This window comes from Microbacterium sp. CFH 31415 (assembly GCF_022538185.1).
GTDB lineage: Bacteria > Actinomycetota > Actinomycetes > Actinomycetales > Microbacteriaceae > Microbacterium.
In genome coordinates, this window is the sequence record NZ_JAKYXC010000006.1 from 78695 (window position 1) to 91631 (window position 12937).

At 68.8% G+C, this 12937-nt stretch carries 12 protein-coding genes; 4 read left to right on the top strand and 8 right to left on the bottom strand.

What is annotated here, in order from left to right; translation table 11 throughout:
* Positions 1-960, bottom strand: a complete 960-nt coding sequence (locus tag MK786_RS08405; RefSeq protein WP_241111778.1) for a family 16 glycosylhydrolase — start codon at positions 958-960, stop codon at positions 1-3.
* Positions 961-1109: 149 nt separating this feature from the next.
* Here MK786_RS08405 and MK786_RS08410 point away from each other — a divergent pair, with 149 nt between their 5' ends.
* The gene (locus tag MK786_RS08410; protein WP_241111779.1) at positions 1110-2216 is read left to right on the top strand and encodes a DegT/DnrJ/EryC1/StrS aminotransferase family protein; all 1107 of its coding nucleotides are present in this window, start codon (positions 1110-1112) and stop codon (positions 2214-2216) included.
* 22 nt (positions 2217-2238) lie between these two features.
* Here the strand turns inward: MK786_RS08410 and MK786_RS08415 are convergent, their stop codons facing one another.
* Both MK786_RS08415 and MK786_RS08420 read right to left on the bottom strand, forming a co-directional pair.
* Positions 2239-3219 carry a GNAT family N-acetyltransferase gene (locus MK786_RS08415; RefSeq protein WP_241111780.1) on the bottom strand — a complete coding sequence of 327 codons (981 nt, stop codon included), beginning with the start codon at positions 3217-3219 and terminating at the stop codon, positions 2239-2241.
* Between the two features lie 147 nt (positions 3220-3366).
* Complete coding sequence (locus tag MK786_RS08420) at positions 3367-4398, bottom strand: glycosyltransferase family 2 protein (RefSeq protein WP_241111781.1); 1032 nt, start codon at positions 4396-4398, stop codon at positions 3367-3369.
* 199 nt (positions 4399-4597) lie between these two features.
* Between MK786_RS08420 and MK786_RS08425 the strand changes: the two genes are divergently transcribed.
* A complete protein-coding gene (locus MK786_RS08425) occupies positions 4598-5422 on the top strand; it encodes a polysaccharide deacetylase family protein (protein ID WP_241111782.1) in 825 nt (274 codons plus the stop codon).
* On the opposite strand, the gene MK786_RS08430 is transcribed toward MK786_RS08425, so the two are convergent.
* Together MK786_RS08430 and MK786_RS08435 are read right to left on the bottom strand one after the other, a co-directional pair.
* The gene (locus tag MK786_RS08430) at positions 5423-6457 is read right to left on the bottom strand and encodes a glycosyltransferase family 2 protein (protein WP_241111783.1); all 1035 of its coding nucleotides are present in this window, start codon (positions 6455-6457) and stop codon (positions 5423-5425) included.
* A gap of 43 nt (positions 6458-6500) precedes the next feature.
* Positions 6501-7490: a glycosyltransferase family 2 protein gene (locus MK786_RS08435; RefSeq protein WP_241111784.1), complete on the bottom strand. Its 990-nt coding sequence runs from the start codon at positions 7488-7490 to the stop codon at positions 6501-6503.
* Positions 7491-7612: 122 nt separating this feature from the next.
* Here MK786_RS08435 and MK786_RS08440 point away from each other — a divergent pair, with 122 nt between their 5' ends.
* Positions 7613-8488, top strand: coding sequence for a glycosyltransferase family 2 protein (locus MK786_RS08440; RefSeq protein ID WP_241111785.1), 876 nt, complete (start codon positions 7613-7615; stop codon positions 8486-8488).
* 102 nt (positions 8489-8590) lie between these two features.
* Positions 8591-9724: an acyltransferase family protein gene (locus tag MK786_RS08445; RefSeq protein ID WP_241111786.1), complete on the top strand. Its 1134-nt coding sequence runs from the start codon at positions 8591-8593 to the stop codon at positions 9722-9724.
* On the opposite strand, the gene MK786_RS08450 is transcribed toward MK786_RS08445, so the two are convergent.
* Genes MK786_RS08450 through MK786_RS08460 form a run of 3 tightly spaced genes read right to left on the bottom strand, consistent with a single transcriptional unit; the run spans position 9710 to position 12792 of the window.
* Positions 9710-11152, bottom strand: a complete 1443-nt coding sequence (locus MK786_RS08450; protein ID WP_241111787.1) for an NAD(P)/FAD-dependent oxidoreductase — start codon at positions 11150-11152, stop codon at positions 9710-9712. The two genes, MK786_RS08445 and MK786_RS08450, sit on opposite strands and share 15 nt — an antisense overlap.
* Before the next feature lie 12 nt (positions 11153-11164).
* A complete protein-coding gene (locus MK786_RS08455) occupies positions 11165-12250 on the bottom strand; it encodes a hypothetical protein (protein ID WP_241111788.1) in 1086 nt (361 codons plus the stop codon).
* On the bottom strand, positions 12247-12792 hold the full coding sequence (locus MK786_RS08460; RefSeq protein ID WP_241111789.1) for a hypothetical protein: 546 nt from the start codon (positions 12790-12792) through the stop codon (positions 12247-12249). The genes MK786_RS08455 and MK786_RS08460 overlap by 4 nt, the downstream gene beginning before the upstream one ends.
* Positions 12793-12937 lie beyond the last annotated feature (145 nt).

Below are 12937 nucleotides of genomic sequence, written 5' to 3' on the forward strand. Positions count from 1 at the left end.
TCACGGCGGCTTCGGCATCCACGACTCGGGCACGGTGCGCAGCTCCGAGTCGTACACCCGCACGTAGTCGACGAGCATCGCGGCGGGAAGGACGGCGTCCTCGATGTCGTCGCTGGGCCACCGCCCGCCGACAGCGACGTTCACGATGATGTGCGACGGGTTGTCGAACGTCCAGAGATTCCCCTCCTCGAGGTCCGACTTGCGGAAGGTGCCCAGGTCGCTGCCGTCGACCGAGTACGTGATCGCGTCGGGCGACCAGTCGACGGCGTATACGTGCCACTGCCCGCTCCAGCCGCCCTCCTCATCCGGGCGGGTCACGACCCAGTTCCACGGGTTGTCTTCGGTGTCCACCCCGATGGCCGCGCTCTGCAGCGTCATCGCCTTGTCGACGTACTCCATCATGTCGAGCTCACCGCGGCTGGCCCACGGCGCCCCGGGGGTGTGCTCGGTGCCCAGCATCCAGAATGCCGACCAGAGGCCGTAGCCGGAGGGGACGTTGATGCGCGCTTCGACGCGCCCGTACCGGAAGGTCTCGTAGGTCATCAGGCGCGCGGATGTGTAATCGGACCGATTCCCCTCGGCATCCTCGCTGGACTCCTTGCGCACCACGATGTGCAGGACGCCGTCGGCGACGAAGGAGTTCTGGGGGGAGGACGTGTAGTTCTGGAGCTCCTCGTTGCCCCAGCCGCGCGCACCCTCCATGCGCTTCCACGTCTTCCAACGGTCCGGGGAGTCATCGTCGAACTCATCGGCCCAGACGAGCCCGGTTCCGGCCTCCACGGACTCGAACGGCTGCGAGCCGCCAAGCGGTGCCGAAGGGGCTGCCGACGTCGTCGGCGGCGCGGGTGACGTCGCGCCGCCGCCGGTCTCGGCGGAGCATCCGGTCAGAATCGCGAGGGCGACCGTCGTGAACACACCCCATCGGATGAGTCGTCCTGGCCGTTCCTCTGTCTGCCGCATCGGCCCGACCCCCCGTTGCGCGGCATACGGCCGCAGATCCCCATTCTCGGCACTGCGTACTCCCTTGGCCATCGTACAAGCGCGTCAGCGACCGAGGGCCGGCCGGTAGTGTCGGAGTCTGTATCGTCCGGAGCCCGAGGAGTTCGTCCATGCAAGCACGGCGCACCGTCCCCTTCGTCGACCTCGCGTGGCAGACGGCGAGGATCCGCGAAGTCACGGATGCCGCGATCGCCCGGGTGATCGACTCTTCTGCGTTCATTCTGGGCGACGCAGCAGAGGCGTTCGAGCGTTCATTCGCGAGCTATTGCGGGGTCGACCACTGCCTCGGAGTGGCGAACGGCACCGACGCACTCGAACTCGCCCTCGAGGCGGTCGGGGTCGGTGGCGGCGACGAGGTCATCCTTCCGGCGAACACGTTCGCCGCCACTGCCGAAGCGGTCGCCCGTGTCGGCGCCGTCCCGGTGCTGGTCGACTGCACCGACGACTACCTGATCTCGGTCGAGGCGGTCGCCGAAGCAGTGACGCCGCGCACGCGCGTGGTGGCCGCCGTGCATCTCTACGGGCAGGCGGCCCCCGTCGAAGCGCTGCGCTCGGTCGTCGGTGACGACGTGCTCATCCTCGAAGACGCCGCCCAGTCCCAGGGTGCGCTCCGCGGCGGGGTGCCTGCCGGTGGTCTCGGCGATGTTGCCGCGACCAGCTTCTACCCCGGCAAGAACCTCGGCGCATTCGGGGACGCGGGAGCGGTGATGACCGACGACGTCGATCTCGCCGACACCATCCGCAAGCTGCGCAACCACGGCGGCATTGCCCGCTACGAGCACAGCGTCGTCGGCCGCAACTCGCGGCTCGACGGCATCCAGGCCGCCGTACTGTCGGCGAAGCTCGAGCACCTCGACGAGTGGAATCAGCTCCGCCGAGACGCCGCCGCGCGCTACGGCGACCTGCTCGGAGGCGACGAGCGTGTTCGGCTGCCGCTCGTCGCCGACGGCAACGAGCACGTCTATCACCTGTATGTCGTGCGGGTCTCCGACCGCGACCGAGTGCTCGCGGGTATGGCCGAGGCCGGCGTCGGCGTCGGCGTCCACTACCCGAAACCCATCCATCTCTTGCCCGCGTTCGGGTTCCTCGGCCTGGGTGAGGGCCGACACCCACGAGCCGAACGCTTCGCGACCGAGATCATCAGTCTGCCGATGTATCCGGGCATCACCGCCGACGATCAGGAGTACGTCGTCCACACCCTGCGTTCTCTGCTCTGACAGCCCGGTCCGGGATGTGCGACTAGTCCGCGTGCCGCCCGCGGACGGATGCGGCGAGCCGGCGTCCGCGACGCTTCACCGCGCGCGCGGCGCGCTCGGCCTGGGCGACGGTGTCCGCGGCGACGAGACGAGGTTCGATCTCGACGTTGTACGCCGTGCGCCCGGCGGGGGCGAGACGGCGCTTGTAGTGGTCGTGGAACCCTCCGATGTCGACCTTGGCAAGCCCGGCCCTGCGCGCCGCGTCGAAGCACTCGACTGCCACGAGCGTGCCGATCGATCCGACTCCCTGGACGCTCATGTCGCGGGCGGTGATCAGACCGACGAGCGTGTCGCCGTCGACGAGGTTGACGTTCGACGCGACGGGCGCGCCGTCGGCGGTGACGAGAGCGGTCGACATGAGCCGCCCTCGCCGAAGAAGCTCCGGCCAGATCGCTCTCAAATCCGCGGCGGCGCCGGCCTCTTCGTTGGGGTGGTCGGTCCAACGGCCTTCCCAGGTGTCGATCGACCACTTCACGATGTCGGCGTCGTCCTGCACGACCTGAAAGTCCGAGGCCTTCCGCTCGGCGCGGCGGATGTCTTCGCGCAGCCGGGTCGAACGCCAGTATGCGTCGAAGTCGAAGCCGTGCAGCGGTGCCACGTAGGAGTCGAACGGGTGGAGCTTCTGTCGAGGGAAGTCGCCCTTCGCATCACCGACGTGGTCGATGATGAGGATGGGGAGACCCAGTGCCGACAGGGCCGGCTCGAGCATCCCCTCCCGGTGGGGGATGGCGAACGCGGGGGCCGCGGTCGTGCTGGCGAGCTCCCAACGTTCCTGTCGCAGACGCAACGTCGTCGCGAGGACCGGCTCACCACGGTGCAAGACGACGACGTTGCGCTTGGGTACATCCGTCGGCTGAGCGAGGGTCGTGTGCACGAATCGGGCGAGGTCGTCGTCGGCCGGGACGAGGTGCTCCAGAGCGCGCGAGAACTCCCCGCCCGGGCGCTTCTCGATGACAACCTGCAACCCTCGCCACCGAGCCCTCAGCGTTTCCGCCAACAGGCTCACACGCTCCACTGCACCCACCGCGGCCCCCACTCTCTACACGGCAGTTCAGGTTCGAAGACCAAGCTAGCAGTCGCCGTCAGCCATCCTGACTGGACCGCGGGGTGGTCAGTAGACCCCGGTATCCTCGTTCGCGGCCTTGCTCCGGTCGGTCTGCCGCACCCGAGGCGCCACGACGATCCTGCGCACGCCGGTGCGAGCGAGGGTCTGCGCGAGCATCCGCCGTGTGCGCGACGCCGCCCACGCCGCTCGGCGCCGCGCTGCGGGGTCGAGCTCGGAGGCAAAGGCAACGAGCTCGTCGACGAAGTCGGGGTCTGCCGGGGCATCCCGCGCGATCCGGGCCAGCATGAGCGTGTACTTCGCGACGGCCCGCCGCGCCGCATTCAGGTACCGCGCTCCGCGGGGGAACTCCCTGGACGCGGTCTCGAACGCCGCCATGCGATGCCGCAGCTCGCTGAGCTCCCTGCGGTCGCCGACCATCCCGCCCTGTGTCATCGACATGTTGGACCCGTGCACGCGGTAGTAGGCCTGGGTGGTCCCGGCGACGAACCCGATGTTCGTCTGCGCGGCGAACCGCAGCCACATCTGCAGGTCGGAGGTGTACGGCACTGCTGGGTCGTAGTCGCCCACCTCGCGCATCGTCGACGCGCGCACGACCGCCTCGGGCGAGTAGATCTGATTCGCACCGTTGCGGAAGATCCGCTCCGCCCACGCCGTACCCTCCCAGATCACCCAGTGGCTGGCGGGGGCAGGCACGTCTGTCGGCAGATCCGGACCTGTCGAGTACACCACCGGGCCGTACGTCAACCCGACGTCCGGGTGGGCTTCCATGAGCGCCGCCGCACGCGACAGTGCCCCGGGAGCCAGCGCGTCGTCGGCCGAGATGAGCAGCGCATACGTACCGGTCACCATCGCGAGGCCCTTGTTGGCCGTGCCGATCAGTCCGAGGTTCTTCTCATTGTGAACGACCCGCACGCGGGGGTCGCGGGCGGCCAGCGCCTCCGCCACCTTGAGGCTGTCGTCGGTCGAGCAGTCGTCGATGATGATGACGTCGACTTCGACGCCCTCCTGTGTGCTGACGCTCTCGACGGCGATCGGCAGGTAGTGCGCGTAGTTGTAGCAAGGGATCACGACGCTCACGGTGGGCGTTGTGTTCAGTGCGACAGGATCGGCTTTCCTCATCGTGCGTGGTTCCCTCCGCGACAGGACGTGGTGACCGGCCCGCGATCCGAGCCGGCGTCCCCACCGTCGGCTCGGCCCCGCCGAACAGGTCCGTAGCCGAGCAGGTCCATAGTAGGGGGCGCCGGGCCACCCCAGCCGGCTCGGTTAGAGTGCGACGGTGGAGATCCGATTCGGACTGGGGATCCGCGCCCGCCTCGCGGCCGGCGCGGCGGCTGCGAAGGGCGGCGTGGAGGCCGCGCGACTCTTCATCGACCGACACACCTTGGCGAGCTTCGGCCGGGACACCCCTCGCGCGGGCGGCCGCATCCTGTGTTATCACTCGGTCGGACAGCCGCGGTGGGGCATCAACGACGTGGGCGTGCGTCGCTTCCACCGCCAGATCGAGTCTGCGCTCGATGCGGGCTATCGTTTCGTTCCGGCCGCCCAGCTGGCGCGCACGGGCGGGGGGCCTCGCGATCTCAGCATCACGTTCGACGACGGTCCTCGCAGCATCCTCACGACAGCCGCTCCCATCCTCGCTTCCTACGGCATCCCCTTTTCGGTCTTCGTCGTCTCGGGCTGGTCGGAGGACGGTCTCGGGGGCGATGCGTTGAGCTGGGCCGACGTGAGCCGTCTCGCCGAGCTCGGAGCAGACATCGGAAACCACTCCGCCACACACCCCGACTTCTCGCGCATCGACAAGGAGCGCGCGCTGCACGAGATCGGCGACGCGGAGGAACTCATCGCGAAGCGCACCGGCATTCGCACCACCAGCTTCGCCATCCCCTGGGGGCAGTCGCGCAACTGGCCCGCCGACGCCCACCAGGCCGCGCAGGAACTGGGCTACGACGTGATCTACGCGCAGGCGGAACAGACGAGGGTGCCGGGGACGGTCGCCCGCACGTTCGTCACGCGCGTCGACTCGCCGCGGGTGTTCGACGCGCTCCTGCGCGGTCGGTACGACCGCTGGGAGGAGTGGACCTGGCGCCTGCCCGCCAGATGACTACTCCGCGGGCGCCGCGAACGGCCGCTCCCGCTCGAGATAGCGACGGGCGAGGGATGCCTCCACCTGCGGCTCCGATGTGTCCACCCGGCCGACAACCCGCCCGAGGAAGAGACCGAGTGAGACGGCGGCGCGAAGGCGCAGCGATCGCACCGTACGGCGCGTGAACTGACTGCGCTCCTGACCGTCTCTCAGATAGAGCATCACGCGCCCCATGCGGGAGGGGGGCGGCTGCACGGCAGGCTGGGCCGCGCTCACCACCCCCGTTTCCCAGCCGGCCGCAGGTGCGCTCCCGCGCGCGGTGTCGAACTCCTCGATCACACGGGCGTAGCGGTGCCGCAATTGGCGCCTTCCGCGCTGGTAGCCGGCGAACTGACGCACCGTCGCAGCGAAGCCGTCCCGATGATGATGGACGATGAGCGCGTCGGGGGAATCGTTGAGGTGATATCCGGCGAGCTGCAGCCGCCACGACAGGTCGACGTCTTCACCGGTGCGCAGCGACTCGTCGAAGCCCCCGACGGCGGCGAACGCTTCGGCGCGCAGAGCGAGCCGCGAGCTGCTCCCGAACGCCAGCTCGGGAAGGAAGGGCATCCGCAGTGTCGTCACGAGGTCGTAGAGGGGGCGTTCGGGCGTAGAGTACGGCGACTCGACGCGCGCGCACGCGACGACGACCTCAGCCTCCGCGAGCGCGCGGAGCAGATGGGCGAGCCACTCATCGGTCACCTCGTCGTCGGCATCGCAGAAGGCGAAGAGGGGCGCGCGGGCGGCATCCGCGCCCGCATTCCGTGCCGCAGCGGGGCCGCGTCGCTCTGACGCGTCGACGACGCGCAACGGCAGTCGATCGGCCCACTCGCGGGCGATATCGGCGGTGCGGTCGGTCGAGCCGTTGTCGCTGACGATCACTTCCCAGGCGGCGTCGACCCTCTGGCGCGACAGCGCCGCCAACTGCCGGCCGATGGTCGCAGAGGCGTTGTACGCCGGGATGATGACACTGACAGCCGGAACAGCACCGCCGGGAGGATCGTCAGGTGTCACCCGGTGATCGTAGCGCGAGGCTCGCGCGCACCTCGGCGGCCGGTCAGAGGATGCGCGCCGCCGGCGGAAGCGGGTCGGGGACCGATACGTGCGTCACCTGGTCGACTCGTGCGGTGCGGTATCCCCACGCGAACGCGAGCGCGGCCACGTAAGGAGTGATCGCGGCCGGGTTTCGCGCGATCTCGGCCACCTTGCGCGGCACCCTCCGAAGCCGGTCCGCCGCGGCCGCCCAGCGGGGCCGTCTCGCGTCGGCCGAAGGGACAGGCATGGGATCGGTCACGGACGCGCCGGCGGCAGCCGGACGGGCTTCGTGCGCGTACGCCTCACGCACGAGCGCGAACCTCTCCGCGAGAATCCGGGTGCCCTCGCCCTTGGCGCGGCCCTGGCGAACTGCCGCGCGCAGCCCTCCCCGCTTGCGATAGTGGATGATCGCCGACGGGACGCCGACAAGCTGATGCCCGGCCAGCTGCACGCGCCAGGAGAAGTCGAGATCCTCGCCCGCACGGAGCGATTCGTCGAAGCCGCCGACTTCATCGAAGACCTCGCGGCGTACTCCCATGTTGCCCGAGCCGCAGGCGGGGAACTGCGGCAGTCCCGGATCGGAGAACAGAGGCTCGTTCCAGCCGAAGTCCCACTCCCGCCCCGGATTGAGCAGTCTGTGTTCGACGGCGCCGGCGACGAACACCGCGGCGCCCAGCGCGTCGTACAGCGAGCGCACCCACGTCTGCCCGACGACGTCGTCGGCGTCGCAGAACAGGAGCCGGGAGCTCCCTGCGGCATCCGCCCCGATGTTCCGCGCAGCCGACGCGCCACGGCGCGCCGACGCGTCGACCAGCCTCAGCCCCGCGAGTCTGGGCGTGAAGTCCTGCACGATCGCGGGTGTTCCGTCGGTGGAGCCGTTGTCGCACACCAGAACCTCGAAAGACGGCGCGTCGTGCTGGTCGGAGAGCGCACCGAGCTGCTGAGCGAGGAAGTCGGCGGCGTTGTAGGCGGGGATGATGACGCTTGCGGCAGGCCGATCGGGCGAAGCCATCTCTCGCTCCCCTCCCTCAGCCCACCGCGTCCCTGGACGCTGATTCCATCATGGGGGATCGCGGGCGTGGGGCGCGCGCTCCCCTAGGCTGGACCGCGCAGGCCAGGGAGGCGCCGTGCGCGATGGGGGATGCGATGGTCGACGGGCTCGAAGCCGGAGTCGAGATCGTCGTCGTCGCCTACGGCGCGCCCGACCTGATCCGCGAGGCGCTCGCCCCCGTCCGCGACTTCGCGGTGACGGTGGTGGACAACTCCTCGATGCCCGAGATCGAACGGATCGCTCGCGAAGCCGGTGCGGCCTACTGGGACACCGGGGCCAACCTCGGATTCGGCGGCGGCGTCAACCACGCGCTGGCCCGTCGGCGCCTGCCCGGTTCCGATGTGCTGCTGCTCAACCCCGATGCCGTCGTCAGCCCCGAAGTGATCTCCCGTCTGCACCAGGCCCTTCACGCGCAGCCGATGATAGCGACGGTCGGCCCGGCGCAGGTCTATGCCGACGGCAGTCACCAGCAGGTCACCTGGCCGTACCCGAAGCCGGCGCAGTTTCTGGCCGACGCGGTGAAGCTGGGCCGTCTCGTGAAGAGCGAGCCGCGGTACGTGATCGGCTCGGTGCTGCTGATGAATGCCGCAGCGCTCGAGGCCGTCGGCGGATTCGACGAGGACTTCTTCCTTTATGCCGAAGAGGCGGACTGGCAGTACCGGGCAATGAGGGCAGGGTGGCGCAACATCGCGGTCGAGGACGTCACCGCGATGCACGTGGGTGCGGGCACGAGCACTGACCTCGACCGCCGTGAGGTATTCCTGCAGGCGGGGCTCGAGCGATTTCTTCGCAAGCACCACGGCTGGCTCGGCTGGCAGCTCAGCCGGTGGTCGATCGTCATCGGCGGGGTTCCGCGGGTTCTCGTCTTCCGCGGTGAGCGGGGCCGCGCCGCGAGGGCGCGGATGGCGCTGTTCCGTCGCGGACCGGTGGCCGTCGAGGCCGGCATCCGCCCGAAATGATTCCCTGTCGGCATCCGGCTGTTCGGGGGTAGACTGCCCAGCGCAGAGTCTCGGGCCTCGCCCGCGACTGGGGATCTGCAGATGGGGAGCGGGGGTCTACGCATGCCCTCAGACAAGCCGCGCGAGCGTTGGATCGACATCGCGAAGGGGATCGCGATCATCTTGGTCGTCTTCCTCCATGCGACCTTTCCGGTGGTCACCGACGCGCACACCTGGCGCTGGGGTGACTGGTCGGTCGTCCTCGAGTCGTTCCGTATGCCGTTGTTCTTCTTCACGGCGGGGATCTTCGCCTCTCGGGTGCTATCGATGCGTTTGCGCGATGTGGTCGATCTGCGGGTCCTGAAGTTCACATGGCTCTACGTGCTCTGGTCGATCCTGACCGGTGTCCTCATCGTGTGGGGCGTCTTCCACGCCGTTGACCTGCCGTCGCAGGCCACTGATCTGCTGCTGGACGCCGGCGGGCCCAACGGCGCGACGTGGTTCATCTTCGCCATCGCCTTGTACTTCTTCGTCGGATGGTTCGTGAGGAAGCTGCCCCTTGCCGTGCAGCTCGGGCTGGCCTTCGTCCTCACGATGCTCTGCGAGTCGGGGCTCATCGTCGACCCCGCCAGCTCGTGGGGCAAAGTCGGGAAGTACTTCTTCTTTTTCCTGCTGGCGGTGGAGTTCGGCCCGCGACTGCGCCAGCTCGCGCCGCGGCTGCGTGCGTGGCACACCTTGATCGCTCCCGCCGTGTACGCTGCGCTGGTCGTCGCCGTCCGCAAGCTGGGGTGGCTCGGGACCGAATCCGGGTCCGCGCAGCATCTGGCCGTCTGGTTCCTGCTGAGCGTTCTCGCAGTCGTCGCGGGCTGCAGCGTGGCCATCCTCCTTGCCCGGTGGGCAGCATTCGACTGGCTGTTCTGGCTAGGATCGCGCACACTCTACGTGTATCTGCTTCAATGGTACCCGCTCGCCGCAGGCTGGCTCCTGATTGCGTCGCTCGCGGGCATCCCATCGGTGATCGAGCCATTCCTCGTACCGCTGCTCACCGCTTTCACGATCACCGTCGCCCTCGTGATCCACCGACTGACCAGACGGGCGGTGTTCCTCTACGAGCAGCCGCCGTGGCTGCATCTTCCACGGCGGCGACCGAGCACATCTGACTCCGGCACCGAGCCGGCGGATGCCGGGAAGCCCGCCGAGGCCGGGACGCAGACGCCGCCGGCAGTCAAGACCGCGGAGAGGTCATCGGAGCCGTAGATCGGGCGTCGCGAGGTCGCAGATGTCGCGCAAGGCGAGTCGCGCGGCATAGAACCCGCTCAGCCCGTGCACACCGCTCGCCGGGGGAGTGGACGACGAGCCGAGGTAGACACCGCGAACGGGTGTGCGCCACGGATGAGGCGAGAGGCGGGGACGCGCGATCAGCTGGGGCAGGGTGATGGCGCCGGCGGAGATGTCACCCCCCACCAGGTTCGGGTCCAGCCGTTCGAGCTGATGCGCCGTGTAAGCGTTGCTGGCGAGCACGAGGTCGCGAAAGCCGGGCGCTGCCGACTCGACCATCCGCATGACGTCGGCGGTCGGATCGTGTGCCGAACCGTGCGGCACGTGTATGTATGCCCAGAGCACGTGGCGCCCGGCGGGCGCCCGGCTGGGATCGACGATCGTGGGCTGGCTGACCAGCACGTAGGGGGCTTCGGCCGTGACTCCCGATGCCACGGCGGCTTCGGCTGCCCGGATCTCCCATCGCGTGCCGCCCAGGTGCACGGTGGGACTTCGCCGAGCGGGTTCGTACGCCCACGGCACGGGTCCCGAGAGTGCGAAGTCGACCTTCGCGACCCCGTCGCCGTACTTCAATCGGTCGAGCCGGCGCGCATATCGGCGGGGCAGGACCGATCGGCCGATCCGGGCCAGTGCGCGCGCCGATGTGTCCGCGATGACGATGCGGGCCCCTGCCAGTTCTCGCAGATCGGTTACCTCCACCCCGGTCTCGATGACGCCGCCGTGCGCCACGAGGTCGTCGGCCATGGCGTCGATGATCGCCTGGGAGCCGCCGATCGGTACCGGCCATCCCCGGGCATGCCCGTGCGCGGCGAGCACGAGGCCGACGGCGGCAGACGCCAGGCTGGGGATACGGCCGATGCTGTGACCGATGACGCCCGTGAGCAGGGCCGGGGCACGGGCTTCACGGAAGCGGACGTTCCAGAGTGGACTCCCCTGCTCGAGCGCGCGCAGACCGAAACGAGCGGCGGTGACCGGCGATCTGGGCAGTCGCAGCATCTGGTTTGCGGTGAAATCGGTCACGGAGTCGATGTGGCGAACCAGAGGACCGAACAGGCGCACCCAGGCGGATCCGTCCCGGCCGAGCTCAGCGGCTGTGCGTCCGAGCGAGCGGTAAGCGGCTGCGCCGGCCGCTCCCGCCAGCGGCTGCGCATATGAGACGTCGGGGACGGTGAGCTGGATTCGGCGGTCGAGTTCGAAAGCACGGAAGAACGGCGAGGCCAGCGCGAGCGGGTGGATCGCCGCTCCGACATCATGCCGGAACCCACTCAGCGTGAGCGGAAGGGTGCGCGCAGCTCCCCCGATGGAGTCCTCCTTCTCGAGCACGCGCACGCTCAGCCCCGCGCGGGCCAGGGTGACGGCAGCGGCCATTCCGTTGGGGCCGCTGCCGATGACGACCGCGTCATCCATCCCTGCGTCCTCTCACGGGCGAGGAGCTCCCGCCTCGTCGAGTGGAGCAGGCGAGGGCGCAGGTTCGGCGTCGGGGTGATCGGTGGCTCGCCTTCTCTGCGCGAGTCGCGTGAGGAAGGGAATGATCCGCTCCCACTCGATGAGGAGGAGGCAGACGATCTGGTACTCGTAGAACGGCAGGCCCATGAGGAAGCCGATCGTGGAGTGCATGCAGATGTATCCGACGAGCAGGGCGCTGCGCAGCCTCGGCACGAAGAGCAGGAAGCCGGCCAACTCCAGCAGGACGGTTGCGATGGAGAACGCCGCTGAAACGGCCGGCGTGTGCGCCATCCAGTCGACCAGGTTGGCCAGGACCGCCGGCTCGTAGTGACCGAACCTCGGGTTGGCGAAGGTGTACATCTGCAGCCCGAGGTCGTCGCGCCACGTGGGCGGGCCTCCGCCGACCGAGTACACGGTCTCTGTGGCCGTGACGCCTCGCAGGTAGAACCCGAGCGTCTCGCCGTTGAGCCATTGAAGTCCGCCGAAGCGGAGCTTCGACAGCCCGGATGCCGTGTAGGTGACGGCGAGCAGCGCCAGGATGAGGTACACACCCCATTGCCGATACGGGGTCGTCAGCGACGCCAGGAGATCCCTCCGTCCACCCCGCCACCACCGGATGAGGTGCTCCACCGAGACCGAGTTGGTGCCGGGAGCGAACACGAGCACGAACAGCACCTGCGTGGTGAGCGAGGACTCGTGGTCGAAGATCCCGTTGTTCCACGACATCGCGCGCGCGATAAGGCCGATGAGCACCAGCAGGAACAGCGCGGGGCGTGTCCCCAGCCCGATGACGCTCAGCACGATGAGGACGACGACGACCGCCGCCACGCGATTCGGATGGCTCACAAGGAGCTGGGTCACCGACTCGGGGACGACGCTCATCACCCAGCCGTGGCCGCCGTTGCGCGGGACGCCGACGTGCCAGGTTCCGATCAGGGCGAGTGTGCGCTCCCCGAAGGCGAGGGCGAGCGCGATCCGCATCCAGCTCAGCCGACCGATCCACACCAGGGAGAGGGCTCGCGTCAGTCGTGTCTCCGGTGCCGGTGTCTCAGTCGTCATCGCGACACCTCGTACGTCTGCGTGTACGTCTGGGTGGATGTGTCGTATGTCCCCACGGGCTTGGATTCGATCAGGGTGCCCGAGCTGTCCACGATGTCGACATACAGGCCGACAGAGTCGTACTCGATTCCGCGCTGGTCACGCAGAAAGCTCGTCAACGCGCCGAAGTACCCGGACATCACCGACGTGAAGCCCTCGGGACTCGATGCCTCGCCGCTCAGGTCACGGAACGGCGCATTGTCTGCGAGGGGCCGGTAGTACCACGATGCCAGCTGCCGCTGGAACTCGATCGGGTTGAGATTCGTCTCCTCGATCGGAAAGGGCTCGGCCGTGCCGTCTTTGACGACCTCGAGGCGCAGCGCGTACAGCTCGGAGTCGGGCCCGACGTAGTGGGCGAACATGGGCGCGGTCGTGAACGGGAAGTCCTCGACGCCGAGAGCGATCACCACGAGGTTTGGTATGAGCACCACGGCGGACACGACCGCAGGCAGGATGAACGAGCGTGCCCTCCTCGGGGAGGAGAGTTCGGATTGCGTCCGCATCGGGCGATCCCTTCGTAGAGTTGGGGGCCTTCCCATGCGGCTTGGGGGATCGGCTGGCGCCGACCGCAGGTGGATGCTGATACTGTAGCCCCTCCTTTCTTCTCCGTCAGCCGCGGCTGTGCGCGACCGCGCTCACCGGGGGCGT